The sequence below is a fragment of the Paenarthrobacter sp. TE4293 genome (genome assembly GCF_050435325.1).
GTDB lineage: Bacteria > Actinomycetota > Actinomycetes > Actinomycetales > Micrococcaceae > Arthrobacter > Arthrobacter nitroguajacolicus_C.
The window spans coordinates 364,792-391,092 of record NZ_JBNJRY010000004.1; the positions used below are offsets into that span (position 1 = coordinate 364,792).

Sequence of the window (26,301 nt, forward strand, 5' to 3'; positions counted from 1 at the left end):
AGCCCCTAAGTCGAAACGGATCAGTTCTACAATGCGTAGAAGTGATGCAATTCACACACCCGAGGGGTCCCCGGCAATGTCGGCAGCGAGCTGCGACCGCGTATCGGCCACCACCGCAGCCAGGCCATTCCCCGCCAACCAGCCGCCGACCACCGTCAGTCCGGCTGCCGACGCGCACACCGCGCGCACTTGCCCGACGCGCTGTTTATGACCGACGGCGGCGAACGGCAAAGCGCCCGCCCACCGCACCACATCCCAATCCACAATGTCCGTCCGGGATACCCGCACGGACAACAAGGTGGAGGCGTCATCCAAGGCAGCGGACAGGAGGGATTCATCGTCCAGGACCAGGTCCGCTCCCCCACCCGCTTCTTCACGACGGCCGTAGGAGAGCCGAAGGACGTGCGTCCCTGGTCCGGCCTCGTCGGACAACCAGCCCCATTTAGCTGTTGCGTGGGTCAGTGCCTTGGCCGTAATGCCCGGCGTCTGGGGCGCCACCAGTATCCCGGTACCGCGGGGCCTGCCATCGAGTTCGGGAAGGTCCACCACCATGGTCACCAGGCTCACCAGCGGTCCGGGGGCGGGACGCAAGCCGGACAATTCCGGCAGTGACGACTCAAGAAGCCCGACGGCGGCCGGACCGTCGAGCGCAACCACCAACCGGTCGGCGTCGTACGTGCCTCCGGCTGCGGTGACGCGCCAACCACCAGCGGTCTTCACCACGGCGTCGGCCCGCTGTCCGGCTTTCAGCTCGACCCCACGTTCGCGCAGGTCTGCCACCAGGGCGGACACCAGCGTATGCATGCCGCCCTTCAAGCCCGCGACGGCGGACCCCGCTTTCGCCGGACCCGAGGTTAAGCCCCCGCTTGCCTTGCGCTGGGCAGCGACAGCAGAGGCCAGGGAGCCATGCTTCCGCAGGCCGGTTCGCAGGCCCGGCGCGACCATATCGACATCCAGGAGCGCCGGGTCGGCGGAATGTACGCCGCCCACCACCGGGGACACCAGCCGTTCCAGGACTCTCTTGCCCATCCGGGAGCGAACCAGCGACGAAACACTGGTCACCGTTGAGGACGTGCCCACAGAGGCCGGCAACCAGCGGTCCATGGACGCCCGGATGGCTCCGGCGAGCCCCAGGGTCCGCCGTACTTCCGGATCCCAGGGATTGGCTGGTATGCCCAGGACTCCCGTTTTGGGAAGCTCCTTCGGCCCATTGGGCAATTGCACCCAGGCACCTCCCGGGCGCGGAGCAACAATCCTGTCCGCCAGGCCGAGTTCCCGCGCGAGATCGGCCACCGCTGTGGACCGGGTGGCGAAAGACTCCGCCCCGCTGTCCAGCCGCAGTCCGGCCACTACATGGCTTCCGACGCAGCCGCCCCAGGTGTCACGTGCCTCCAGGATGGTGACAGCCAGACCGGCCAGGGCGAGCTCCCTGGCAGCGATCAAGCCGGAGACGCCACCGCCCACAACCACGGCGGCTGGCCGTTGTTGCGGTGTCGCCGGCGTTGCGTGTCCCCCGCGCATGGGTCCTACTCCGAGGGGATGGAGTGGATGAGTTCCACCACGCGGGTCAAAACGGTGGGATCCGTCTCGGGTGGCACTCCGTGGCCCAGGTTCAGCACGTGGCCGGGAGCGTGTGCTCCGGCTGCGATGACCTCGCGGACGTGGGCTTCAAGGACCTCCCAGGGCGCGGACAGAAGGGCGGGGTCGATGTTGCCCTGCAGCGGCACCGTGCCTTCAAGGCGGCGGTTCGCTTCATCAAGCGGAAGCCGGTAGTCGACACCCACGACGTCCACTCCGACGTCGCGCATGGCCACCAGCAGTTCCGACGTGCCCGTTCCGAAGTGGACCAAAGGAGCCCCCAGTCCGCGAACGTGGTCAAGTGCCCTGGTCGACGCCGGCGCGACGTACTTGGTGTAGTCAGCCAGCCCCAGGGAACCTGCCCACGAGTCAAAGAGCTGCGCGGCCGAGGCGCCGGCTTCAAGCTGGGCCTGGAGGAACATTCCGGACGTATCGGCGGCCCAGTTGGCCAGCGCCGCCCAGGTTTCGGGGTCGGCGTGCATCATGGTCCGCGGGCCGAGGTGGTCGCGGGAAGGCTTTCCTTCGACCATGTAGGCGGCAAGCGTGAACGGTGCGCCCGCGAAGCCAATGAGGGGTGTCTTGCCGAGTTCGGCAACCGTCAGGCGGACGGCTTCGCGGATGGGCTCGAGTGCCTCCCACGTCAGGGTGGGAAGCGCTGCCACGTCCGCAGCCGTGCGCACGGGCTTATCCAGCACCGGCCCAACACCCGGGACGATGTCCACCCCCACGCCGGCAAGCTTCAGCGGAATGACGATGTCGGAAAAGAAGATCGCGGCGTCAACATCGTGGCGGCGCACCGGCTGGAGTGTGATCTCTGCGGCAAGTTCCGGGCGGAGGCAGGAGTCGAGCATGGCGACACCCTCCCGGACCTTGAGGTATTCAGGCAGGGAACGCCCCGCCTGGCGCATGAACCACACGGGCCTGCGGGATGGTGTGCCACCACGGTAGGCCGTGATCAGCGGAGAGTCCGAGGTGCGGCCGTCCTTCAGCGGGTGGTTGGCGCCGAGGGTTCCCGCCGGGGCGGTGGAGGCCGTACTGTTGGATGCTGCCGCGCTAGAAGTCATGCCTTCGATTGTGCCGAAGATCCGGGGCAAAAGATAACGACAAGCTGTCACGTCGCGCCCCGCCCGGGCCGTTGTGGCGGGGATCACTCGCCTGCGTGTGGATCACCACGGCGCCACATTGTTCTACCGGGCTACGAAAAAGCTATGATTGGGGTGCTGTGGTTCTTTTCTCATTGGTGGCTACACACGCCGACATCGACCTCGAAACTGTCGCTCAGTTGAGCAACGGTTCCTCTGGGCTTGCCTCGGCAGCCCTGACGGATTCCCCCGTGGTCTCCGGCGCCGTGGTCCTCGCAACCTGCAACCGCTACGAGGTTTACGGGGAAACGGCCAACGGGGCCGACCTTGAGGCAGCCCGTTCCGCCCTGGTTTCCCAGATCAGCGAACTCAGCGGCCTCAACGAGCAATTGGTCTCCCGTTCCTTCGCAACCCGCACCGGCCCCGAGGTCACCCGTCACCTTTTTGCCGTCAGCGCAGGACTGGACTCCGCCGTGGTGGGCGAGCGTGAAATCGCAGGCCAGGTCCGTCGGGCACTCATCACGGCCCAGCAGGAAGGCACGGCAAGCTCCGGGCTGGTCCGGTTGTTCCAGGCAGCTTCCAAGACCGCGAAGGACGTCGGCGCCCAGACTGCGCTCGGCTCCCGCGGCCTTTCCATCGTCTCCGTCGCTTTGGACCTGGCCACCGACCTCGCCGAAAACGGCGATTGGACCACCAAGAAGGTTGTTGTCTTTGGTACTGGCGCATACGCCGGGGCCACCATGTCGCTTCTCCGCGAACGCGGCTGCACGCACATCTCCGTTTACTCCTCTTCCGGCCGCGCCGAAGGCTTCGTGGCCACCCGCGGCGGAACAGCGCTCGACGCCGACACACTTCCCGCTGCTGTTGCCGCAGCTGACGTCATGATTGGCTGCAGCGGTTCCGACAACCGGGTTGAGGCAGCAGACCTCGCCCATGTCCGGGCCAACTCGGGCAAGCCGCTGATCGCCATCGACCTCGCCCTCACCCATGATTTCGACCCCGCCGTGGGCGAACTTGACGGCGTTGAACTCCTGACCCTGGAGTCCGTGCGGCTCGCTGCACCGCAGGAACAGGCAGAGTCGTTGTCGCAGGCCAGTGCGATCGTCAATGGTGCCGCCACCGCCTTCGAGTCCGAGCGCGAAGCCCGTTCAGTGGACAGCGCCATCGTGGCCCTGCGCCGCCACACCATGAATGTCCTCGACGCCGAAATGGAAAAGGTCCGTGCCCGCCACGGCTGCACGGCTGCTGCCGAAGAGGTGGAATTCGCGCTGCGCCGCATGGTCAAGCAACTCCTCCACATCCCCACCGTCCGCGCAAGGGAACTCGCTGCGAACGGCCAGCAGGACGATTACGTTGCAGCCCTCGAGGCGCTTTACGGAATCCAGGTGGAGCAACCCCAGGCGCAAGCCCCGGCCGCGGAGTGCCCTGTGGACCACCAACAGCTCCGCTCAGAGAGCGCCTGAGCGGCTGCGGGCCTTGCCCCCTATGCGAAGGCGTTGACCCCGGTCAATTCAGCGGAAAGGCTCCACAACTTCTTCGCTTCGGCCTTGTCGACCGCGTGCGCGTCCACTCCTTGGTACCTGGCCAATGGCGAATCCTTGTCCGTAGGGTGGGCGATATCGCAGTCCTCGCAGTAAACCCCGCCCTTGCCCGCCAAAGCGGGAGAAGTCGCCGCCCACACCGAGGTCGCCGCTCCCTGTTCCGGCGTCTTGAATCCTTCGCGGAGATTTCCCTCAGCATCCATCCAGCCCGCAGCCACCATTTCTTCCTTGGGCAGGTGCCGCTGCAGCTCCGTCATGATCCCGCCGGGATGAACAGCGAACGCCCGGACTCCTGATCCCCTGCCCAGTCGGTCCAGCTCCACGGCAAGGAGGGAATTTGCCGTCTTTGCCTGGCCGTAAGCCCGCCACTTGTCGTAGCCGGAGGCGAAATCGACATCGTCGAACCGAATCGGCGACAACTTGTGTCCCGTCGAGGACAGCGAGACCACGCGGGCGCCTCCGGAGGCGGCCAGCGCCGGCCACAGCGCGTTCACCAAGGTGAAGTGCCCCAGATGGTTGGTCGCGAACTGCGCTTCCCAGCCGGGCCCTACGCGATGTTCCGGACTCGCCATGATGGCGGCGTTATTGATGAGGATGTCCAAGGACGGGTGTCCCGCCAGGAATCGTGCGGCGAAGTCCTTGACGCTGTCCTGGTCTGCCAGGTCCAGGTGCTCCACCTCCACGTCGCCCAGCCCGGCTTTTGCGAGGACCGCACGGGCGTGGTCCAGCCTGCGGGCCGGGACGGTGACGTGTGCTCCGGCCGAGGCCAGGGCCCGCACCGTTTCCAGGCCGAGGCCCGAATATCCACCGGTAACGATCGCCGTCTTGCCCGCGAGGTCGATTCCGGAGATCACGTCCATGGCGGTCGAGCCGTGTCCAAATTCCGTACCCAGGGGCCGCTGCGGGGTGTCCGTCGATTCGCTCATGGTTGAGCTTCCCAGACACACAGGCTGCCGGGCAACACCCTTGGCGGGCGTGCGTCCTTAGTAGACGGGCTTCTCCGGCTCGATGTCGCGCACCCAGGCGAGGATACCGCCGTCGAGATGGCTGACGCGGGTGTAGCCGGCCTTCCTGGCCGCCTCAAGGACAGCGGCCGAGCGCGTGCCGGCTTTGCAGTGGAAGACGATGTCCTTGTCCTGGGGCAACTCCACCCACGCCTCGCCTGAGAGTATGCGGCCCTGCGGGATAAGGACTGAACCGTCAATATTGACGATGCTGTGCTCGCCCGACTCCCGAACATCCACCAAGTCGAAGTCCCGCTCCCCCGACGCACGCTCGGCGAGCATCACCGCAAGGTCCTTGGCCGAAACCGTATGGTCCTGGTCGGTCACGGCCACCGGTGTTACGCCGCAGAAAGCCTCGTAGTCCGTGAGTTCCGTGATGGGTTCAGCCTCCGGGTCCTTGGAAACCTTGATTTCGCGCCAGCTGCCGCCCAACGCGTCAAAGAGGGCAACACGGCCCAGCAGTGAACGCCCGACGCCGGTGATCAACTTAACGGCTTCGGTCACCATGAGCGAGCCAACCGCCGCGCACAACATGCCGAAGACTCCGCCTTCGCCGCACGATGGCACCGACCCGGCAGGAGGGGCTTCCGGGTAGAGGTCCCTGTACGTGGGCCCGTGCTCGGCCCAGAAGACGCTGACTTGGCCATCGAAGCGGAAGATGGACCCCCACACGTAGGGCTTGCCCAGGATGGCTGCGGCGTCGTTGACGAGGTAGCGCGTGGCAAAGTTGTCCGCACCGTCCAGGATGAGGTCGTACTGGGCGAACAAGTCCAGGGCGTTGGATGAGTCCAGGCGGACGTCATGCAGGACGACGTTGACCAAGGGATTGAGTTCAGCAATGGCGTTGCGGGCAGACTCGATTTTGGGGACGCCCACGTCCTTCACCCCGTGGATGACCTGGCGTTGCAGGTTGCTGAGGTCCACGACGTCGTCGTCAACAATTCCGAGTGTGCCGACGCCGGCCGCCGCCAAGTACAACAGGGCAGGCGACCCAAGTCCGCCGGCACCTATGACGAGGACTTTCGCATTCTTAAGCCTGCGTTGGCCCAAGGCTCCGATTTCAGGAATGATGAGATGCCGGGAGTAACGCTCCACCTCGGCCGGCGTGAGTTCGGCGGCCGGTTCAACGAGGGGCGGCAGGACAGCGGGCGCAGCAGGGCGGGCAGCAACAATTGAGGCCATACCCCAATGTATGCCTGCCGATGCCGCCCGGTCATATTACCCACCGGTAGAGTGGTCATAACTGCAAAGGAAAGGCGGCAGACTGTGGCTGACGGCACACGCGCACACGATGGGGCACCAGCCAAGCAGGAGCGGGCTGTTTCAACGCGTTCACCAAGGTTGCCGCGTGATGAGCGCCGCGCGCAGTTGCTGAATGCTGCGTTGGAAGTCTTTGTCTCCAACGGTTTCCATGGCGCAGCCATGGACGAAATCGCCGAGGCTGCCCACGTGAGCAAACCGGTGCTGTACCAGCACTTTCCGTCCAAGCGCGAGCTCTATATGGCCCTCTTGGACAGCCACCTGGCAACATTGACGGAATTGATGCTCAGTGCCCTGAACTCCACGACGGATAACAAGGAACGCGTCAAAGCCGTCATGCGGGCCTACTACAGGTTCATTGCCGATGACGACCAAGCCCACCGCCTGGTCTTCGAATCGGACCTGATCAACGATCCCGACGTGAGTTCCCGTTTGGAGACTTTCAACAAAACCTTCGCCGACGCGGTAGCCCATGTCATCGCGGAAGACACCAAGCTGCCTCCCCTCGAGGCCCAGCTCCTGGGCCGCGGCCTGGCGGGAATGGCGCAGGTCAGCGCACGCTACTGGCTTGAAACGGACGGAAATCTCGACCTCGATGTGGCCAGCGATCTGATCTATCGTTTAGCTTGGCGCGGAATCAGTCGATTCCCCAAAGAGTCCTAGGCTACAAATAGAGGACTGACTTAACACTTGATTGGCTTGGAGGCCTTGCTGTGGAAGTAAAGATCGGCATTCAGAACGTTGGCCGTGAAATCGTGCTCGAATCCGCTTTGGATGCAGACGCCGTGGCCAAGATCGTGGCAGAAGCCGTGTCCAAAGGCTCGGAACTGCGCCTGACCGACGAAAAGGGCCGCCAGATCATTGTTCCCGGCAGTGTCCTGGGCTATGTGGAGATTGGCGCCGAAGAAGTCCGCCGCGTCGGGTTCGGCGCCCTCTAGGGCTTAGTTACCCAACGTCGTCCGCTAAGGAGTCTTGATGCTTTCACTCGTCGTGGTGGTTCTGGCCACCGTAGCCACCGGTTTCATCGTGTGGGCCAACGACAAGAGGCACGGCAAATACGGGATCGCTTTGCCGGCCGGCGTATCGGCGGCTGTGGGCACCCTGAGCTGGATTGCCTTCATCAGTGCCGGCCTGGGCTACCAGCCGGGGGCGACCTGGATCCCCTGGGTCCTGCCCATCGTCCTGGGAACTGCCGCCGCAGCCGGCGTCGTAGTCTACCTGGGCCGGATCCGCACGCAGCACGATACCGCGGCTCTGACCAAGGCGCTGAGGCTCTAGCAGCGACAAGCAAACAGTGGCCATCGTCCCTCGGGCGATGGCCACTGCTGCTTAAGGACCTTGCCTACAGAACGTCCGGCGGGCCAATGCCGGTCACACGCCCGGATAGCGCTCCGGCTGGGCGGCAGCGCCTATCCCTGCTGCCGCCTCACTCACGGCACCCGCGGCCGCGATATCCCGTTCGGTGACCTGGCCTCCCGCATCGTGCGAAACGTACCGGAGGAAGACCCTGTTGTAGCGCCATTCCAGGTCAGGGTGATGGTTTTGCTGTTCGGCGATCTGTCCGATCGCTGCAATAAGGTCCAGCGCAAGGGCTGCTGTCGGAGTTTTGTAGACGGTCACCAAGCCCTCCTGGTAACGCCAGCCTGGCAGCTTCTGCAATGCGGCATCGAGGTCCGCCCGGGTCAGTTGCCCACCATGTTCGGCCATGACGTGTCCTTCGCTTAGAGGAACTCTGCCCGGCCTTCCATGGCCGAAGAGGCCAAGGCGTGCTCACGCCGCGGAATCCGGCCTGCCTGCTTGGCCAGCCTACCTGCGATCACGGCGTGCCTGAAGGCTTCGCCCATCTGAACCGGGTTCTGCGCCCGGGTCACTGCGGTGGCCAGGAGCACGGCGTCGCAGCCCAACTCCATGGCGAGAGCGGCGTCGGAGGCTGTCCCGATCCCGGCGTCCAAAACCACCGGCACGGAAGCCCGGGACACGATGAGTTCGATGTTGTGCGGGTTGAGAATGCCCAGGCCGGTGCCGATGGGCGATCCGAGGGGCATGACGGCCGTGGCGCCCAGGTTTTCCAGGCGCAGGGCCAGGACGGGGTCGTCGTTGGTATAGGCGAAGACTTTGAAACCGCGGTTTACCAGCTGCTCCGTTGCCTCGACGAGTTCCACGGCATCGGGAAGGAGGGTGTGTTCGTCCGCAATGACTTCCAATTTCACCCAGTCTGTCTCCAGTGCCTCGCGTGCCAGTTCAGCGGTCATCACGGCGTCCTTGGCAGTAAAACAGCCGGCGGTGTTGGGCAGCACGCGGATGCCGTGGTCCACCAGGAGTTGGAACAGCGACCCCGTTTCGGCGGGTGAGTAGCGCCGCATGGCCACGGTGGTGAGTTCTGTCCCGGACGCCAGGAGCGCCGCACCCAGGCCGTCCAGGCTCGGAGCGCCGCCCGTGCCCATGATCAGGCGGGAGCCAAATTCGACGCCGTCGATCGCCAAGGCGTCCGTGCGGACCTCTGTGTTTGCTGTTGTCATGGTTCAGCCTCCTTGGACTGCTGTAACGAGTTCGAGTTCGTCGCCCTCGGCGAGCGCCGTGGCCGACCATTGGCTGCGGGGCACCACTTCGGAGTTGCGGGCGACGGCGACGCCCAGCTTGCCGCCGTCGGCTGCCTGTCCGCGGTGGTCCAGGACACGGCCGGTGACAGCCGTGACCAGGGTGCTGACGGAAGCGTCCTCCGGCACTGCGTGATCGGATCCGTTGAGTTTGATGTTCATGCTGACTCCTTGCTGGGTGCGTGTGCCGGCGTCAGTGCCCGCCCTGTGGATGGATTGGTTGCGAAGCGGTCCGGACGGAAGGCGGCCCATCGGGGGTCCGCTGATCCGTTGAGCAGTTCGCCCACGATCCTGGCAGCCACCGGCGTCAGGAGCACCCCGTGGCGGAAGAATCCTGTGGCAATCACCAAACCTTCCACTTCCCCGGTGGAACCGGCAACGCGTCCAAGCAACGGGGCGTTGTCCGGGGTCCCGGGGCGGGCGCGGGCCGTTGCTTCGAGGAGTTCGAGTTCCGATACCGCGGGGACCAGCACCTGGGCGTCGCGCAGCAACTGGTACACGCCCCCGGCTGAGACGGCGTTGGAGGATGCGGACAGTCCGTCCTCGCGTTGGGTGGCCCCGATGACCACCGTGCCGTCATCGCGGGGGACGATGTAGACGGGTACTCCGCGGACCATCCCGCGGATGGTGGAGGTGACCAATGGGCGGAGGTCCCCGGGTACCCGCAGGCGGAGGATGTCGCCGTACACCGGCCTGACGGGAAGGCTGAGGCCGTCCGGCAGCCCGGACAGTCCCGAGGCACCCAGGCCGTTGGCCACCACTGTTTCCCTGGCGTGGACGACGCCACCGGAATCGAGCACTACTCCTGAAACGCGGGCATCGTTCCACAACAGGCCCAGCGCCGCGGACCGCACGGAGAACCCATCATCGGCCCCCGGAACCCAGGTGGAGCCGCCGGGCGAATGGGTTGCCAACCCTGCCAGGAGGCGTGAAGCCAACCTCCGGGGATCCACCTGGTGGTCGGCTGGAATGTCGAAAGCGCACGAGATGTGCGGGCTGAGGCGCGGTTCGCGTTCCCGGGCAGCCCGCAGGGCCAGCGGTTCAACCGCCAGGCCCGCAGCCAGCTGCACTGCACGGAGGTCTGCCAGCGCCCTGCGGTCCGCGGCGTCGGCACCAACGGCGAGTGTCGGCGTCGTACGGTAACCGGCGTCCCCGCCGCCGTGGGCCAGGCTCCCAACAAAGGACGGCCACAAGCGGGATGACTCAAGCATCAGTTCCAGGAGGTCCTCCTCCTGGTAATGCAGTTCGCTCACGGGGGCAAGCATTCCTGCTGCAGCGAACGTGGCGCCGGTTGCCGGTGCGGGATCGATCACCACCACCGACCGGCCCAGCCGACGTGCTTCGTGGGCGATGCCCAGGCCGATGACGCCACCGCCAATGACGGCCACGTCGGCCTGGAGCGGGGTTTGGCGGGGATCTGCCATAGCGCGTTTCCTTCCCTACGCCGGTACTAGCCGGATCAGGTCAAGCGGTCGGCTCTTAAGCCCTCTCAGCCGGACAGTCATATGACGAACGTCGCGGCTCCCGCAGTACGTGCCCAGTTTAGAGGAACTACTCTGGGTTCCATGACCCAGACTGATGCCCTCGCCACCGCCCGCTTGTATCTGTGCACCGATGCGCGGAAACGGCAAGGCGATTTTGAAGACTTTGTGGACGCCGCGTTCGAGGGCGGTGTGGACATCATCCAGCTGCGCGACAAGACCTTGGAAGCAGCCGAAGAATTGGACCTGCTTGCCGTCCTCCATGGCGCTGCGCAACGCCATGGACGGCTCTGGGCGGTCAACGACCGCGCCGATATTGCCAGTGTTTCCGGGGCTCCGGTGTTCCACATCGGACAAAAGGACCTGCCCTTGGGAGTAGCCCGGACACTGCTTCCCGAACCCACCCGGATCGGTCTTTCGACCCACACTCCTGAGCAGGTGAACGCGGCCATCGCAGCCTCACCGGGCCAAGGAGGGTTGGACTATTTCTGTGTAGGACCCGTCTGGGCGACACCCACCAAACCCGGCCGCCAGGCCGTCGGACTTGATCTGGTCACATACGCCGCAGAAGCCACGAAGCGTGCGGATGAAACCACCGGTGGCGCCGTCCACATCCCCTGGTTTGCCATCGGCGGGATCGACCTCAGCAACGTGGAGCACGTGGTTGCCGCCGGAGCCAGCCGCATCGTCGTTGTCCGGGCCATCACCGAAGCGACGGATCCGACGGCGGCAGCGAAGTCGCTGCTGCAGGCGCTGGATGCCGCGTAGCAACAAGCGCTCTTCAACGTCGGAGGCCGTCACGCCGTCAGGCCGAGGCCCGTCATTCGGCGGGCATGCCGTTCGGCCAGCTCGCCCGTCAGTCTTTTGACGGCGGCGCGGGCGTCCCCGCCGCTTTTCAAGATCGGCCCCAGGTGGGGGTGCTCCATGCCGACACGCTGCGCCTGCGTCAGGGCTTCACCCACCAGCCGGCGTCCCCACAGCGCCAGGCGCGAGGCCAAGCGCGGGTCATCTGCGAGCGCGCGCCGCAACAGGACGCGAAGGACTTCCGTCGCCTGGTCGGGTGAAGCCACCCGATCAACGAAGTGTTGGGTTGTGGCATCCAGGAAGGCGGCGACCGCCCGGTAGAAGTCCGAGGACACCGTATCGATGACGTAGGCCTTCATCACGGACTCGAACCAGTCCCCCGGCTTGGTGCGTTCATGGAAGTGGTCGAATGAGCGCTGGAACGGCAGCATGGCCTCCTCGGGATCGATGCCCATTTCCGACAACCGATCGTTCAAGAGGGCGAAATTTCCGTAGGAGCCGACGGCGATTTTAGCGAGCACCGAGCGGTCATGGAGCGTGGGTGCGTACCGGGAATCAAAAGAGAGCCGCCCAAACGCTGACAACTCGCCGTACGCCATGGCTCCGAGCAGCTCTGCAGCGAGTTGGCCGTCAGGAGCTGTGGCGGCCGGGGAAGTGCCCATGGTCCAAGAATATCCCGGCTGTCCACAGCCCCCCCCCGTAGTACGGCTTTACTGCTTCGCACCGTGGTCCTACTAGGCTGCTGGAAGTGAGTTGACTGTCAGGCCTGCCCCGCAGCCCTTGTGTCCTCCTCCCCGCACCCACTCCATTGAAGGATGATCCATGAGTAACCCGAGCTACCCTCCCGCGCCCCGGAACGAATCCGGAACAGCGGCCCCGGCAGTCCCTCCTGCGCCCGCCGCTTTCGGCACCCAGTACCCGGGCGGACCAGGTGCCGGGTACCAGCCTGGACCCGGTTCCAGCTATGGGGCTCCCACGCAGGGGGCTCCGGCGAAGTCCTTCATGACCACCTGGATCCTGTCCCTGCTGCTGGGTGGCCTCGGCGTGGACCGCTTTTACCTGGGCAAGATCGGCACTGGTGTCGCGAAGCTCCTGACTGCGGGCGGATTCGGCATCTGGTCCATCGTTGACCTGATCATCACCCTCACCGGAAATGCCAGGGACAAGGATGGCCGTCCGCTGCTGGGCTACCCGGAGAACAAGAAGAAGGCATGGATCATCACGGTGGTTGTGTGGTGTGCAGGCTTGATCCTCGGAATCGTGTCCACGGTGGTGTCGTTGACTCTCTTCGCTGCTGCGGTTCAAGGACAGGCGACGCCCGTGCCGGCCATCCCGTCGGCGTCACAAGAGGCACCGCTCCCGTCGCAAGGCACTGCCGCTGACGGCAATTCCTTCATGGTCACCGTCTCGGAGGGCACCACAGCCAAGGTCACTGTCCTGAACTCCGGATACACCACTGAAATCCCGGAAATGGCCTACATGAAGCCTCTCAACGGCGGGTTCCTCCTGGTGGAGGTTTCCTGGGAGGCCGTGTCCGGAACGAGCTTCGCCGCGTCCACCAACTTCGAGGCTTACGACGCTGATGGCAAGGAGGGCGACCGAATCTTCCTCGACAACGCTTTGGGCGGTCTGACATCGGGCGATGTTGCCGCCGGAGACGTACAGCAGGGCGTCATTGCCTTCGACATCAAGAACGGCCCCACCACTGTGGTGATCAACGATGACTTCGGCGACAAGGCAGCCACCTTCACCCTGACCCCGGCCAGCTAACCGCCCCGGTCCGCAAACAGCCGCTGTGCCTCGAGCCCGTTGCCCCCTTGGGGCGGCGGGCTCTTGCGTGGAGCATCCAAGACTATCCGCCTGTTTCGGGCTACCCTGATTTTCGTGTCACATCATCGGATATCTCCCAACGTCGACGACTCGTCGGACCAGCTCGCCGCAGCACTTGCGGCCCTGAGGACGGAGTTGGAACTCCCCGGCGCGTACCCGGCCGAGGCAGTACAGGAAGCGCGGCAGGCTGTGGAAACCCTCAAGCTGCCGGACCAGGACCTGCGGGACGTCCCCTTTGTCACCATTGACCCCGCTACCTCGACCGACCTGGACCAGGCTTTATTCATTGAGCGTGCAGGAGACGGCTACAAGGTCCTCTATGCCATCGCCGACGTACCGTCCTTCGTAGCTCCCGGCGGCGCACTGGACGCCGAGACCCGGCACCGCGGACAGACTTTCTACGCTCCCGACGGCCGCATCCCGCTGCACCCGGAGGTCATCAGCGAAAATGCCGGGAGCCTGCTGGCTGAGCAGGACTGTGGCGCGTTCGTGTGGAACTTCGACCTTGATGCAGCAGCAGAGGTCGTAGCCGTTTCCCTGGCCCGCGCGACTGTCCGCAGCCGGGCCAAGCTGAGCTACAAGGGCGCCCAGCGACAGATCGACGACGGGACCGCCCCGCTTGTGCTGCAACTCCTCAAAGAAGTGGGGTTGAAGAGGGTGGAACTGGAACGGCAGCGCGGTGGCGCCAGCCTGAACATGCCGGAACAGGAAATAGTGCAGGCTACCGACGGCGGCGGGTACAGGATCGTGGCGGCCCCCTCCTTGCCGGTGGAGGACTGGAACGCGCAAATTTCCCTGATGACCGGGATGGCGGCCGCAGAGCTGATGCTTGAAGGCAAAGTGGGCATCCTCCGCACCATGCCTGCCCCGGACGAGCGATCCCTCCAGCATTTCAAGCGCCAAACCAGGGCGTTGGGCAAACCCTGGGACGGCCAGGTGACCTATGGCGAGTATTTGCGGACCTTGGATGCGTCCGATCCCCGGCAGTTGGCCATCCTGCACTCGGCCGGGACACTGTTCAGGGGCGCCGGCTACACGCCCTTTGACGGCGACGTGCCCGATGTCGTGATCCAGGCGGCCATCGGGGCTCCTTACGCCCACACCACTGCACCGTTGCGGCGCCTTATCGACAGGTTTGTCCTGGTCATCTGCGAAGCCCTCAGCAACAACAAGGACATCCCGCGTTGGGCCCGTGAGGCCCTGCCGTCGTTGCCCGAGATCATGGCTGCCTCAGACCAAGTGGCCGGACGCCTCGAGCGGGCGGCCTTGGACACGGTGGAAGCAGCACTGGTGGCCAATCACGTCGGCCAGGAGTTCGAGGCCGTGGTGATCTCGGGTTCCAAGCCTCCCAACGGCAACGGCAGCAAGGGGAACGGGAACGGCGCCGCGAACGGGGGCGGTCCCTACGGTGTTGTGCAGATCGCTGAACCGGCCGTCACAGCCCGCTGCGACGGTGAACTGGAGTCCGGTACAAAGGTTCGCGTACGCCTGGTGAAGGCAGATATCGCCAGCCGGGAGATCAGGTTCGAACTGCAGCCGTGAGGCCATTCCAGCGGTGATCCGGGCTTTATGGCTCCCAGAGGATAGACTGGCCCTGTAGTAATGGATGCCCGGTCGTTGATTCAGTTAATTTTTGAATTCAACAAGCCCGCCCCTACGCGATCTTGAGATGTACCAACTGGTCACCAGTGCCAGTACTTAGATAGCCCGCGATCGGCTTCCACTGGATTTGCTTGCGCGCCCGTTCGTGCTCCGGTACGGCTTCGCCGCCCCGTTGAGCATGCAGCGCCAATGCCCAAATGAATAAGGAAACTCCCTGTGAGTGAATTGCATACCCATGAAGTCCTGACGGACTCCACCGGAACTGAAACCATCGAACCCGAGGAAACGATCATCTCGGATGAGACGCCCCACGAGATCGAAGAGAAGACGTTCGCCGACTTCAACGTCCGCGCCGACATTGTCGAGTCGCTGGCCGACGCCGGCATCACGCACCCCTTCCCCATCCAGGCCATGACCCTGCCGGTCGCCCTCAGTGGACACGACATCATCGGCCAGGCCAAGACGGGTACCGGCAAGACGCTGGGCTTCGGCATTCCCGCCCTGCAGCGTGTCGCTGGCCGGGACGACGCCGCCTACGACAAACTCGCTGTCCCCGGGGCTCCGCAGGCCCTGGTCATCGTCCCGACGCGTGAACTTGCCGTACAGGTCGCCAACGACCTGCAAACCGCATCACGCAAGCGCAATGCACGCATCGCCACCATCTATGGCGGACGTGCCTACGAGCCCCAGGTCGATGCCCTGCAGAAGGGCGTCGAAATTGTTGTGGGCACCCCGGGCCGCCTCATCGACCTTTACAAGCAGAAGCACCTGAGCCTCAAGAACGTCAAGATGGTCATTCTCGATGAGGCTGACGAGATGCTGGACCTCGGCTTCCTTCCGGACGTTGAAACCCTGATCGCCGGCACTCCTGCCGTTCGCCAGACGCTGCTCTTCTCGGCAACGATGCCCGGCCCTGTCATTGCGATGGCACGCCGTTACATGACGCAGCCAACCCACATCCGGGCCGCTGATCCGAACGATGAAGGCCTCACCAAGCGCGACATCCGCCAACTCATCTACCGTGCCCACAGCATGGACAAAACAGAGGTCGTGGCCCGCATCCTGCAGGCCCGTGGACGTGGCCGGACCATCATCTTCACCAAGACCAAGCGCACGGCGGCAAAGGTGGCCGAGGAACTGGTCGACCGCGGTTTCGCTGCGGCTGCCATTCACGGCGACCTCGGCCAAGGCGCACGTGAGCAAGCCCTCCGCGCCTTCCGCAACAACAAGGTTGACGTCCTGGTGGCCACTGACGTTGCCGCCCGCGGTATCGACGTTGACGACGTCACCCACGTCATCAACTACCAGTGCGTTGAAGACGAAAAAATCTACCTGCACCGTGTTGGCCGTACCGGTCGCGCCGGTAACAAGGGCACGGCTGTAACGTTCGTCGACTGGGACGACATGCCCCGCTGGGGACTGATCAACAAGGCCCTGGGACTCAGCGTTCCCGAGCCCGTTGAAACCTATTCCTCCTCGCCGCACCTCTACACCGACCTCGACATTCCCGAGGGCACCAAAGGCCGCCTGCCCCGCAACAAGCGCGTCCTCGCCGGCGTGGACGCCGAGGTCCTGGAGGACCTGGGTGAAACCGGCAAGAAGAACACGCGCTCCGGCGGCTCCGGCCGCGATGGCGGACGTGACGGTAAGCGCGACGGCGGACGCGACGGCGGCCGTGGTCGCCAGGGCAAGTCCGACTCCGACTCCAGCGAATCCAAGGGCGAGGGCGGACGCAACCGTACGCGCCGCCGTCGTACTTCTGATGCCGAAGCAGCCCCCGCCTCAGGTGCCTCCGAAACCCGTACGGACAGCGCCGAAAAGCCTGCCAGGACGCGTCGTACCCGCACCCGCCGCCGTAACGGCGAAGTGGTCTCCGGTGAGACCGCATCTGCCCGGTCCGGCAGCGCCGAGGCCTAAAACCCTCAATGACTGAAACTGTTTGGGCGCCGGACGGCGGCAACATGGTGGTGCACGCGGACAACGCGGACTTCCTCCCTACGCTGCCGGACGGCGCCTTCACACTCATTTACGTCGACCCGCCCTTCAATACGGGCCGGGTGCAGCGCCGCCAGGAAACGCGCATGGTCCGCAACGCGGACGGCGATGGTGACCGGGTCGGTTTCAAGGGCCGCTCCTACGACACCATCAAGGGTGCCCTTCACAGTTACGACGACGCCTTCAGCGACTACTGGTCCTTCCTGGAACCCAAGCTTGTTGAGGCGTGGCGATTGTTGGCCGACGACGGCACCCTGTACCTGCACCTCGATTACCGCGAGGTGCATTACGCCAAGGTGATGCTGGATGCCATCTTCGGCAGGGAATGCTTCCTCAACGAGATCATCTGGGCCTACGACTACGGCGCCCGCGCCAAGAACCGCTGGCCCACCAAACACGACAACATCCTGGTGTACGTCAAGAACCCTACCAAGTACCACTTCGACAATGCCGAGGTGGACAGGGAACCTTACATGGCGCCGGGCTTGGTCACGCCCGCTAAGCGCGAGCTTGGCAAACTGCCCACGGACGTTTGGTGGCACACCATCGTGTCGCCGACCGGCCGGGAGAAGACCGGCTACCCCACCCAGAAACCCGAGGGCCTGGTGCGCAGGATCGTATCCGCATCAAGCCGCGACGGCGACTGGTGCCTCGATTTCTTCGCCGGTTCGGGAACCCTGGGTGCTGTTGCAGCCAAACTCGGCCGCAGGTTTGTCTGCGTGGACCAGAACGAACAGGCCATCGACGTCATGCGGAAGCGGTTGGGGAGCAAGGCTGTGTTCCACAACGTCCAGCCGACCAGCCTCTAGCCCGCAGACTGCCTCTCAGCTCCAGGACTGCTTCAGGCTGCGCCCTGCACAAAGGCCGTCACGGAGTCCGCGATCATCTGCACCGCAATGGCCGAGAGAAGAAGGCCTGCAATCCGGGTGACGAGCTCCACGCCGTTTTCGCCCAGCACGCGCTGCACGACGCCTGCAAAACGCATCGCCAGATACAGCGAAGCCAGCACCACGGCGATCCCGAGCCCGACGGCCAGGTATTCCGGGAACCCGCCGGACTGCTGGACGAAGACCATCACGGCAACGATCGCGCCGGGGCCGGCCATGAGCGGGGTACCCAGCGGAACGAAGGCCACGTTCTTGTACTTCGCCGCGTTTTCTTCACCGCTGGTGGAACCGGTCAGAAGCTGCAGCGCAATGAGGACCAGCAGCAAACCACCCGCCCCCTGCAAGGCAGCCAGCGAAATGTGCATGTAGTTCAGGATCGACTGGCCGAAAATAGCGAACACCACGATCACGCCGGTGGCTACCAGCAACGCCTGGAACGCGGAGCGATTGCGGTCCTTGGCGGACATCTGTGCCGTCAGCGACATGAAGATCGGCACGGTACCCGGTGGATCCATGATCACGAACAGGGTCACGATCACCGATGCGAGCAACTGCAAGTCCATCAACGGACCCCTCTCAACGAATTACCGTGCTGCCTGTTGCCATCTCCTCTATTTGCGCCAACACCGCCGGCGAGGTGGTGTTCTCGCCCAACAGGTTCGGCTTGCCCGCTCCGTGGTAATCCGAGGATCCGGTGATGAGGAGGTTGTGCTCTGCAGCCAGTGCACGCAGGAAAGTGCGTCCTTCCTCCGGGTTGTCCCGGTGTTCGACTTCCAAGCCCAGCAATCCTGCGTCGATCATGTCCCGGTAGGTCCCCTCCCCCACGATGCGTCCCCGCGAGGACGCCACCGGATGGGCGAAAACAGGAACGCCGCCGGCGGCACGGACAAGCTCGACGGCGACCGCCGGGTTGGGCGCATAATGCTGCACGAAATACCGCGAACGGGAGGTGAGGATGGAGGTGAAGGCTTCCGTTCGGTCCGAAACGACGCCTGCGGCGACCAAGGCATCCGCGATATGCGGGCGGCCCACCGTGGCACCAGGAGCGACGTGGTGGATGACGTCGTCCCACGTCAATGGATAATCCTCGGACAACAGGGAGACCATGTGCTCGGCACGGGTCAACCTTGCGTCCTTGGACTTGGTGATCTCCTCCAGCAGGCCCGGATGGCGGGGGTCGTGAAGGTAACTGAGCAGGTGGACGCTGATGCCCTGCTCTGTCCGGCAGGAGATCTCCATTCCCGGAACAAACGCAATGCCGTGTTCGCGGGCGGCTGCGGCGGCCGGATCCCAGCCATCCGTGGAATCGTGGTCGGTCAATGCCACTGCGTCCAAGCCTGCCGCGACAGCGGAAATGATCACCCCGGCGGGTGTCTGGGTTCCGTCGGAAACATTCGAGTGCGCATGCAGGTCTATCCTCACTTTCCCAGCCTAGGGGATGCGGGCCTGCTTGGCGGGTTGCGCCGTTGGCCTCCTCACCGAACTGGTGGGACGATGGAACGGTGAACGATGCCGAAAACACCCAAACCATGGACTCCTCAAATTCCCAGCCGCTGGAAGAGCGCGTCAACAACCGCTCACAGAGGCCCACGTCCGATGCCTTCAAGGCATTCATGGCCAGCAATTGGGCGCCGGCGCCGCAGGTGACCCCTGCGCGTGACGCCGTCGCAGACCATGCCGCCCGCCGCCGTCGTGCCATCTCCGAACTGTTCAAGGGCGAACGGCTTGTAGTCCCCGCGGGACCGTTGAAGGTCCGCTCCAACGACTGCGACTACCGCTTCCGCCCGCACTCCGGATTCGCCCACCTCACCGGGTTGGGCCTGGACCACGAGCCCGATGCCGTCCTCATCCTGGAGCCCGTCGCTGAAGGAAAGGGCGACGACGGCGGTCACCACACTGCCACGCTCTACTTCCGCCCATTGGCCGGACGCGACACCGAACAGTTCTACGCGGACTCCCGCGCGGGCGAGTTCTGGATCGGCGCCCGCCCCACCCTGGCCGAGTTCGAAGCGCGTCTGGGACTGCCCACCGCACACATCTCCGAACTCGAGATGGCCATCACCAAAAACGTGGGTGCCCCGGAAATCGGTGGCATTTCCATTCGCCTGGTCCGCAAGGTGGACGAGAACATCGATGCCCTGGTGGACACCGCCCGCTACAACACGGCCAAGGACCCCGAAAACCTGGACCTCGGTGAACTGGACGCCTTGGACGAAAAACTCAGCGAAGCACTCTCCGAGCTGCGCCTGATCAAGGACGAGTGGGAAATCGAGCAGATGAAGATCGCTGTTTCGGCCACCGTTGAGGGTTTCGCAGACGTGGTCCGGGCCCTTCCCCGCGCCCTGACCCACAAGCGTGGCGAGCGCGTTGTTGAAGGCGCTTTCTTTGCCCGCGCCCGTGAGGAGGGCAACGAACTCGGCTACGACACCATTGCCGCTTCCGGCAACAACGCCACGGTGCTGCACTGGAACCGCAACTCGGGAACCGTCAACGCCGGCGAACTCCTGCTCCTGGATGCCGGGGTTGAAGCCGATTCCCTGTACACGGCCGACGTCACGCGCACCCTGCCTGCCACCGGCACGTTTACGGACGTCCAGCGAAAGGTCTACGAGGCCGTGCTGGACGCCGCCGACGCCGGATTCGCAGCCGCGCAGCCGGGCGTGAAATTCCGTGACATCCACACCGCGGCCACCACGGTCCTGGCCGAACGCCTCGCCGAGTGGGGCCTGCTCCCCGTCTCCGTCGAGGAAGCCATCAGCCCCGAAGGCCAGCAGCACCGCCGCTGGATGCCCCACGGCACCAGCCACCACCTTGGCCTCGACGTCCATGACTGCGCCCAGGCCAAGCGCGAGCTTTACCTCGACGGGATCCTCACCGAGGGCATGGTGTTCACCATCGAGCCAGGTCTGTACTTCAAGAACGAGGACCTTGCCATCCCGGAGGAATACCGCGGAATCGGCGTCCGGATCGAAGACGACATCCTCATGACCGCCGACGGCCCCGTAAACCTCAGTGCCGCACTGCCCCGCAAGGCCGACGACGTCGAGTCCTGGATGGCCGGCATCTACCAGGAGGCCCAGGGCTAGACCCGGCTGGACGGTTACAGAACAAAGGAACGGCCACCGGAGATCCGGTGGCCGTTCCTTGTTAATACATGGTTAATGCATGCGTTAGTGCGCGCGCAGCAGCTGTGTTAAATGCCTCCGCGTGGACGGACTACTGCCTGGACGAACCTTCCGGGCCGTGCTGCTGCCCGTCCTCCTGCGGCGGGTTCTGCGCCGAATTCTGGCCTTCTGTGACACGGACACCGTACTGCGGCCGGCCATCGGGAAGGTCCGGGTAGCGGACGGCTGCCGGCGCCGGGTTCGGCGCGGGCTGCGCCGCGGGCGCAGTGTTCCCCGCAGGTGCGTTCTGTCCCTCCGGGGCGCCCGCGGTGGACTCAGGCCCGCGCTGGCCGTAGGGGTCGTTCCAGGTGGAGGGCCGCTCAGGCGTCTGGCCCGGCTGCTGCAGCGGGGCATTGTGGGGGTTGTAGCCGGTGGGCTGCGCCGTGGCCGCCTGCGACGGGTTCATGGGCAGCTGCTGGAGCAACCGGCGGGCTTCATGGGCAGCTTCCACGGCGACAATGACGTCATAGTTCGTGGCCACTACCTGGCTGGTGGAGGTGAAGTCACGCTTGCCGCGCTGAGTGGCGTAGGTGACGATTCCGAACAGCATGAAGAAGGCGGCACCCATCAGCACCGAGGTGATGATGGAGAACGGACCGCCGGCCGGGGTGAAGAAGGAGAGCATGACGCCCACGAAGAGGCCGAACCACATGCCGCTCAAAGCCCCGGACAGTGCCACCCTCGGGTAGCTCAGCCGGCCGGTCACCCGCTCCACCATTTTGAGGTCGTTGCCCACGATGGACACCAGCTGCACCGGGAACTGTTGGTCCGCGAGGTAGTCCACCGCCTTCTGGGCATCCAAATACGAGGTGTACGAACCCACGGTGTCGCCTTGCGGGACGCTGCGGGATTCCTCAACGGCTTTGGGGGCACCAAAAATGTTAGACATAGCCCCATTGTGTCCCATGTACATGTGAACCTGCTGGAATTCAGCTAAAAGAGAGCAGACTCGGTAGCCTGTAAACATGAGCACACATCCTTCACGCGTCTTTGTCGCGCGCCTGCTCGGCCTGGACGTCTTCGACCCCTTGGGCGACCGTTTGGGCCGGTTGCGCGACGTCGTGGTGCTCTCCAGGGGCACCCGCGGCGCTCCCCACGTGGTGGGCATCGTGGTGGAGGTACCGGGCAAGAAGCGCGTCTTCGTTCCAATGACCCGGATTACGTCCATTGACCAGACGCAGATCATTTGCACTGGACTGGTCAATTTGCGCCGCTTCGAACAGCGGGGTGCCGAAACCCTCGTGGTCGCCGAGATGTTCGACCGCCGGGTCACGCTGGCCGATGGCTCCGGTGACGCCACGATCGAGGACATCGCCATGGACCAGCACCGGTCCAAGGACTGGTTCGTCAGCAAGCTGTTCGTGCGCCGCGGTCACTCCCTGTCACCGCTGAGCAGGCTTCGCCGCAATGAAACCCTGATCATCGATTGGGCCGATGCCCAGACCGGCGCCCACAACGAACCGCAGGCGGCTACCCAGTTCGTCGCCACCCACGAGGACCTCAAGCCCGCCGACTTCGCCGAAGCCCTCCAGGAGATGAGCGACAAGCGCCGCTTCGAAGTTGCCAGCGAGCTTCAGGATGAGCGCCTTGCGGACGTCCTCCAGGAACTACCCGAAGATGACCAGGTGGAAATTCTCTCCGCCCTGGACGTGGAGCGTGCCGCCGACGTCCTCGAAGAGATGGACCCCGACGACGCCGCCGACCTCCTCGCCGAACTTCCTTCGGCGCAGGCGGAAGAGCTGCTGCAACTCATGGAACCCCAGGAAGCCGAAGATGTCCGTCGCCTCCTGGAGTACGACGAAGACACCGCCGGTGGCCTGATGACCCCGGTTCCCGTCATCCTCCCCCCGGAAGCAACCGTTGCCGAAGCACTGGCCCACGTCCGCCGCGAGGAACTCTCCCCCGCGTTGGCATCCTCCATTTTCATTGCGCGGCCTCCGCTGGAGACACCCACGGGCCGGTTCCTGGGCGTTGTGCATATCCAGCAACTTTTACGCTTCCCGCCACCGGAACCGCTGGGGAACCTCGTGGATAAAAATCTTGAACCGCTCTCGGACCAGGCCCACATCAGCGAAGTCGCCCGGACCTTGGCCACCTACAACCTCAATTCCCTCCCAGTCGTTGACGACGACGGCCGCCTCGTGGGGGCGGTGACTGTTGATGACGTGCTGGATCACCTGTTGCCGGATGACTGGCGCGCCCACGAGGACGACGCCCCTATAAGGAAACTTGGAGGCCGCATTGGCTGATAACAACGCCACCCGATCCCCCAAGACGTCGGGACGCTCAAGCAGCAGCCTCGACACGCCCCTGAGCGGCCGCCAACGGATCCTGCCCAAGTTCTCCCCCAACCCGGATGCTTTCGGCAACGCCACCGAAGGCTTCGCCCGCTTCATGGGTACGCCGACGTTCCTCGTCTACATGACGATCTTTTGCGTTTTCTGGCTTGTCTGGAACACGTTTGCGCCCACGGACTGGCAGTTCGACCGGATGGAACTGGGCTTCACCCTCCTGACGCTCATGCTGTCCCTCCAGGCCTCGTACGCTGCGCCGTTGCTCCTTCTGGCCCAAAACCGGCAGGATGACCGCGACCGCGTGTCCCTCCAGCAGGACCGTCAGCGCGCCGAGCGGAACCTCTCCGATACCGAGTACCTGACCAGGGAACTTGCGTCACTCCGTATCGCCCTGCGCGAAGTTGCCACCCGCGACTACGTCCGCGCAGAGCTTCGGAGCCTCCTGGAGGACATCATTGATGCCCAGGAAGAACTCCGCGAGAGTGAATCCGCGGCAGACGGCTCAGAGTCGTCGGGCGAGAAAGTGAAGGAGAAGCTCAAGGAGAAGCGGGACAAGTCGCGAGGTCCCCGCACGCAGCAGATCCCGAAAGTCCGTCCGGCTCGGACCGCGGGACCCCAGCACTCCACCGCGAAACCGTCGCCTGACAACCCCGAAAGCCGAGCCTGACCGAATGAGCACCGCATCTGCCGAGGCCCTGCATGCTGCCTTGGCAACCGTTATCGACCCCGAGCTTCGCCGGCCCATCACGGAGCTCGGAATGGTGGAATCCGTGTCATCCGACGATGCCGGTACAGTCCACGTCGCCGTTCTGCTGACAATTGCCGGCTGCCCACTCCGCGAGACAATCACGGCGGACGCTACCGCGGCTTTGTCCAAGGTGGCAGGCGTCAATGCAGTGAACGTCGAACTGAAGGTCATGACCCCGGCCCAGCGCGAAGCACTTAAGGAACAGCTTCGCGGCCCCGGCGGCCAGCGCGGCATACCTTTCACCAAGCCGGGTTCATTGACCAAGGTCTACGCCGTGGCCAGCGGAAAGGGCGGTGTCGGCAAGTCGTCCGTCACCGTCAACCTGGCCTGCGCACTGGCCGCGCAGGGCCTGCGGGTGGGCATCGTGGACGCTGATGTCCACGGCTTCTCCGTGCCGGCACTGATGGGCATTACCCAGAAACCCACGCAGGTGGACGACATGATCCTGCCGCCGGTGGCCTACGGCGTCAAGGTCATTTCGATCGGCATGTTCGTTGCAGGCAACCAGCCAGTGGCGTGGCGTGGTCCCATGCTGCACCGGGCCTTGGAACAATTCCTCACCGACGTCTATTTTGGTGACCTCGATGCCTTGTTCCTGGACCTGCCTCCCGGCACGGGCGACATCGCCATATCCGTAGCCCAGCTGTTGCCCAACGCAGAAATCCTGGTGGTAACCACGCCGCAGGCCGCTGCCGCCGACGTCGCCGAACGTGCCGGCACCATCGCTACCCAGACGGGCCAGAAAGTGGCCGGCGTCATCGAGAACATGTCGTTCCTGGAGATGCCCGACGGCGGCCGGATGGAATTGTTCGGAAGTGGCGGAGGTGCCATCCTGGCTGAGCGGTTGAGCGCCGCCGTGGGCAGCGAGGTACCGCTGCTGGGCCAGATTCCCTTGGACATCCAACTGCGCGAAGGTGGTGACGCCGGGAAGCCCGTCGTCCTCGCCGCACCAGAAACTGCCGCTGCCAAGGCCATGCAGGATGTGGCGGCGGCGTTGGCCTCGCGTCCGCGGGGGTTGTCAGGGCTGTCGTTGGGAATCCAACCCCGCTAGCGACTCCGCTTAGCCCGCGGCCTGGGCTCCCGAATCAGGTGGCTTCGGAATCGAAAGGCGCAGCTTCGCCTTCAGCCAAGCGTTCTATGACCCTGGTGGGTGCCTGTGGCTTGGTCTCTGCGGAGGTGGCTGCAGCAGCCGTCGCCGCGGCGGCAGGCCCTCCCGCACTGACCGGCTTGGTGTCGTCATCCAGGAGTGCGTCCTTGATGATGCGCCGGGGATCGTACTGGCGGGGATCGTACTTCTTCCAGTCGACTTCATCGATATCGATGCCGACTTCTTCCTTGATCTGCTCACGCGCACCCGAAGCCATCCGACGGACTTCCTTCACTAGGTTTGCAAGCTTTTGAGTGTATTCGGGCAAACGGCTGGGACCGATGACGAGTACGCCGATAATCAGAAGGAGTATGAACTCCGGGCCGTTGATTCCAAACACGCTACGAAGATTACCTTGTCTGTGGTGTCGCTCATAAACCGGCGGGACGAAGAAGGGTCTGGAGCCCGCGCAGCAGCCTCGCATACCACGCCTCGGTCCCTTCGTTCGGAGCGGCAACGGCCATGGACTCGCCCGCCCGGACGATTTCCGGCACCGCATCATCGGCAGAATCTGCCGGAAGATCCGAAGAGTAGCTGATCACCGCCGCCGGCATGGTGTAAACGGCCTCCCAAGGGCTTCCCTGGGTGACGGAAAGCCGGGCGGACGCCGATTGCCCATGTTCGGACGTATCAGCCGGCAGGTGCTCTTCCACTATGGTCGCGTAGTGGCCATTGCTCTCGAGCCGGATCTCCACCGCAGGATGCCCGTTGCGCATGGTCGCCTGGGCTGAAACCACGTGGAAGCCCATCCCGGACAGCTCGGGGCAGGCCCATCCTTGGTCGCGCAGGTCTTCCAGCTGGGCGGGGTCAAGGCTGACGGAACTCCCGGCCCGGAACGCGGGCCCCACCATCGTTTCCACAGGGCTGCCCGTCCACGCACCGGCGAGTGCACCGACGTCGCTGGTCCCGGCACGGAGCTGCCGGTCTTCATCGCCGGCCACCACGTAGGCGGACACTGCCAAAGCACCGGCGCTGACAGCCAGCGTGCTGGCCGCGACACCGGCGAGGCGAAGGCCGCGCCGAACCCCGCTGGGTGGCGGCTCGGCCATGAAGGCCGGCCCAGGCTCGTTGGCAAGACGCTCTGTGTGCTGAATCAGCCGGGCCGCCAGATCCTGGCTGGCTTCGGGCACGGAGGCACCCCGGAGACGTTCAAGATACTGACGTTCCCGGCGAAGGGCGTTGCTGCAATCGGTACAGACCTGCAGGTGTTCCGGGTTTCGAGTGTGGCGCAGCGCAGCCAAGGTGCGCCTGGACCGCAATCCCGGCCGACGAGGGTGTCGAGGCATC

Annotated in this window: 27 protein-coding genes and 1 riboswitch; of the genes, 13 read left to right on the forward strand and 14 right to left on the reverse strand. The window is 64.6% G+C overall.

The annotated features are described in order from the left end of the window. Positions 1-51: 51 nt before the first annotated feature. Both hemG and hemE read right to left on the reverse strand, forming a co-directional pair. Complete coding sequence (gene hemG, locus QF015_RS10500; protein ID WP_429388814.1) at positions 52-1,521, reverse strand: protoporphyrinogen oxidase; 1,470 nt, start codon at positions 1,519-1,521, stop codon at positions 52-54. Between the two features lie 5 nt (positions 1,522-1,526). Next, a complete protein-coding gene (hemE, locus tag QF015_RS10505) occupies positions 1,527-2,642 on the reverse strand; it encodes a uroporphyrinogen decarboxylase (protein WP_429388816.1) in 1,116 nt (371 codons plus the stop codon). Between the two features lie 158 nt (positions 2,643-2,800). On the opposite strand from hemE, the gene QF015_RS10510 reads away from it, so the two are divergent. Beyond that, positions 2,801-4,123, forward strand: a complete 1,323-nt coding sequence (locus QF015_RS10510; protein WP_429388819.1) for a glutamyl-tRNA reductase — start codon at positions 2,801-2,803, stop codon at positions 4,121-4,123. A gap of 20 nt (positions 4,124-4,143) precedes the next feature. Here QF015_RS10510 and QF015_RS10515 read toward each other — a convergent pair whose 3' ends face one another. Together QF015_RS10515 and moeB are read right to left on the reverse strand one after the other, a co-directional pair. Then, positions 4,144-5,127, reverse strand: a complete 984-nt coding sequence (locus QF015_RS10515) for an SDR family NAD(P)-dependent oxidoreductase (RefSeq protein WP_429388822.1) — start codon at positions 5,125-5,127, stop codon at positions 4,144-4,146. A 57-nt stretch (positions 5,128-5,184) separates the two neighbouring features. Continuing rightward, a complete protein-coding gene (gene moeB, locus QF015_RS10520; RefSeq protein WP_310209194.1) occupies positions 5,185-6,387 on the reverse strand; it encodes a molybdopterin-synthase adenylyltransferase MoeB in 1,203 nt (400 codons plus the stop codon). A gap of 6 nt (positions 6,388-6,393) precedes the next feature. Between moeB and QF015_RS10525 the strand changes: the two genes are divergently transcribed. Genes QF015_RS10525 through QF015_RS10535 form a run of 3 tightly spaced genes read left to right on the forward strand, consistent with a single transcriptional unit; the run spans position 6,394 to position 7,743 of the window. Beyond that, positions 6,394-7,128 (forward strand): TetR/AcrR family transcriptional regulator, encoded by a 735-nt coding sequence (locus tag QF015_RS10525; RefSeq protein ID WP_310209195.1) that lies wholly within the window; start codon positions 6,394-6,396, stop codon positions 7,126-7,128. Between the two features lie 50 nt (positions 7,129-7,178). Further along, complete coding sequence (locus QF015_RS10530) at positions 7,179-7,403, forward strand: DUF3107 domain-containing protein (protein ID WP_026539987.1); 225 nt, start codon at positions 7,179-7,181, stop codon at positions 7,401-7,403. A gap of 37 nt (positions 7,404-7,440) precedes the next feature. After that, positions 7,441-7,743, forward strand: coding sequence for a hypothetical protein (locus tag QF015_RS10535; RefSeq protein WP_310209197.1), 303 nt, complete (start codon positions 7,441-7,443; stop codon positions 7,741-7,743). 93 nt (positions 7,744-7,836) lie between these two features. On the opposite strand, the gene QF015_RS10540 is transcribed toward QF015_RS10535, so the two are convergent. The 4 genes from QF015_RS10540 to thiO all read right to left on the reverse strand — a co-directional run bounded on the left by QF015_RS10540 (position 7,837) and on the right by thiO (position 10,486). Next, complete coding sequence (locus QF015_RS10540) at positions 7,837-8,172, reverse strand: 4a-hydroxytetrahydrobiopterin dehydratase (RefSeq protein WP_429388825.1); 336 nt, start codon at positions 8,170-8,172, stop codon at positions 7,837-7,839. Positions 8,173-8,186: 14 nt separating this feature from the next. After that, positions 8,187-8,984: a thiazole synthase gene (locus tag QF015_RS10545; protein WP_429388827.1), complete on the reverse strand. Its 798-nt coding sequence runs from the start codon at positions 8,982-8,984 to the stop codon at positions 8,187-8,189. 3 nt (positions 8,985-8,987) lie between these two features. Beyond that, entirely contained in the window at positions 8,988-9,224 is a 237-nt protein-coding gene (gene thiS / locus QF015_RS10550; RefSeq protein WP_310209204.1) for a sulfur carrier protein ThiS, read from the reverse strand. Next, positions 9,221-10,486: a glycine oxidase ThiO gene (gene thiO / locus QF015_RS10555; protein ID WP_310209206.1), complete on the reverse strand. Its 1,266-nt coding sequence runs from the start codon at positions 10,484-10,486 to the stop codon at positions 9,221-9,223. Before thiO ends, thiS begins: the two co-directional genes overlap by 4 nt. Beyond that, positions 10,482-10,600, reverse strand: a riboswitch (TPP riboswitch). (Overlaps the previous gene by 5 nt.) 27 nt (positions 10,601-10,627) lie before the next feature. On the opposite strand from thiO, the gene thiE reads away from it, so the two are divergent. Beyond that, positions 10,628-11,311: a thiamine phosphate synthase gene (thiE, locus tag QF015_RS10560; protein ID WP_429388831.1), complete on the forward strand. Its 684-nt coding sequence runs from the start codon at positions 10,628-10,630 to the stop codon at positions 11,309-11,311. Positions 11,312-11,340: 29 nt separating this feature from the next. Here thiE and QF015_RS10565 read toward each other — a convergent pair whose 3' ends face one another. After that, a complete protein-coding gene (locus QF015_RS10565) occupies positions 11,341-12,009 on the reverse strand; it encodes a ferritin-like fold-containing protein (protein WP_429388834.1) in 669 nt (222 codons plus the stop codon). 160 nt (positions 12,010-12,169) lie between these two features. Here QF015_RS10565 and QF015_RS10570 point away from each other — a divergent pair, with 160 nt between their 5' ends. The 4 genes from QF015_RS10570 (at position 12,170) to QF015_RS10585 (ending at position 17,583) form a co-directional block, all read left to right on the forward strand. Further along, a complete protein-coding gene (locus QF015_RS10570; RefSeq protein ID WP_429388836.1) occupies positions 12,170-13,117 on the forward strand; it encodes a TM2 domain-containing protein in 948 nt (315 codons plus the stop codon). 114 nt (positions 13,118-13,231) lie between these two features. Next, the gene (locus QF015_RS10575; RefSeq protein ID WP_310209214.1) at positions 13,232-14,719 is read left to right on the forward strand and encodes an RNB domain-containing ribonuclease; all 1,488 of its coding nucleotides are present in this window, start codon (positions 13,232-13,234) and stop codon (positions 14,717-14,719) included. 276 nt (positions 14,720-14,995) lie between these two features. Then, the gene (locus QF015_RS10580) at positions 14,996-16,696 is read left to right on the forward strand and encodes a DEAD/DEAH box helicase (protein WP_429388838.1); all 1,701 of its coding nucleotides are present in this window, start codon (positions 14,996-14,998) and stop codon (positions 16,694-16,696) included. 8 nt (positions 16,697-16,704) lie between these two features. After that, on the forward strand, positions 16,705-17,583 hold the full coding sequence (locus tag QF015_RS10585; RefSeq protein ID WP_429388841.1) for a DNA-methyltransferase: 879 nt from the start codon (positions 16,705-16,707) through the stop codon (positions 17,581-17,583). 32 nt (positions 17,584-17,615) lie between these two features. Here QF015_RS10585 and QF015_RS10590 read toward each other — a convergent pair whose 3' ends face one another. Then, positions 17,616-18,224, reverse strand: coding sequence for a MarC family protein (locus QF015_RS10590; RefSeq protein ID WP_310209219.1), 609 nt, complete (start codon positions 18,222-18,224; stop codon positions 17,616-17,618). Between the two features lie 13 nt (positions 18,225-18,237). Next, positions 18,238-19,083 carry a PHP domain-containing protein gene (locus tag QF015_RS10595; protein WP_310209221.1) on the reverse strand — a complete coding sequence of 282 codons (846 nt, stop codon included), beginning with the start codon at positions 19,081-19,083 and terminating at the stop codon, positions 18,238-18,240. An 80-nt stretch (positions 19,084-19,163) separates the two neighbouring features. Between QF015_RS10595 and QF015_RS10600 the strand changes: the two genes are divergently transcribed. Continuing rightward, complete coding sequence (locus QF015_RS10600) at positions 19,164-20,747, forward strand: aminopeptidase P family protein (RefSeq protein WP_310209223.1); 1,584 nt, start codon at positions 19,164-19,166, stop codon at positions 20,745-20,747. Between the two features lie 130 nt (positions 20,748-20,877). Here QF015_RS10600 and QF015_RS10605 read toward each other — a convergent pair whose 3' ends face one another. Continuing rightward, positions 20,878-21,714 carry a general stress protein gene (locus tag QF015_RS10605; protein ID WP_310209226.1) on the reverse strand — a complete coding sequence of 279 codons (837 nt, stop codon included), beginning with the start codon at positions 21,712-21,714 and terminating at the stop codon, positions 20,878-20,880. A gap of 76 nt (positions 21,715-21,790) precedes the next feature. On the opposite strand from QF015_RS10605, the gene QF015_RS10610 reads away from it, so the two are divergent. Genes QF015_RS10610 through QF015_RS10620 form a run of 3 tightly spaced genes read left to right on the forward strand, consistent with a single transcriptional unit; the run spans position 21,791 to position 24,918 of the window. Continuing rightward, entirely contained in the window at positions 21,791-23,074 is a 1,284-nt protein-coding gene (locus QF015_RS10610; RefSeq protein WP_026539974.1) for a magnesium transporter MgtE N-terminal domain-containing protein, read from the forward strand. Continuing rightward, a complete protein-coding gene (locus tag QF015_RS10615; RefSeq protein ID WP_429388844.1) occupies positions 23,055-23,786 on the forward strand; it encodes a DUF1003 domain-containing protein in 732 nt (243 codons plus the stop codon). Before QF015_RS10610 ends, QF015_RS10615 begins: the two co-directional genes overlap by 20 nt. A gap of 4 nt (positions 23,787-23,790) precedes the next feature. After that, positions 23,791-24,918: an Mrp/NBP35 family ATP-binding protein gene (locus tag QF015_RS10620; RefSeq protein ID WP_429388847.1), complete on the forward strand. Its 1,128-nt coding sequence runs from the start codon at positions 23,791-23,793 to the stop codon at positions 24,916-24,918. Between the two features lie 34 nt (positions 24,919-24,952). Here the strand turns inward: QF015_RS10620 and QF015_RS10625 are convergent, their stop codons facing one another. After that, on the reverse strand, positions 24,953-25,354 hold the full coding sequence (locus tag QF015_RS10625; RefSeq protein WP_310209231.1) for a Sec-independent protein translocase TatB: 402 nt from the start codon (positions 25,352-25,354) through the stop codon (positions 24,953-24,955). A 31-nt stretch (positions 25,355-25,385) separates the two neighbouring features. Continuing rightward, the gene (locus tag QF015_RS10630) at positions 25,386-26,300 is read right to left on the reverse strand and encodes a hypothetical protein (RefSeq protein WP_429388849.1); all 915 of its coding nucleotides are present in this window, start codon (positions 26,298-26,300) and stop codon (positions 25,386-25,388) included. Position 26,301: the final 1 nt, after the last annotated feature.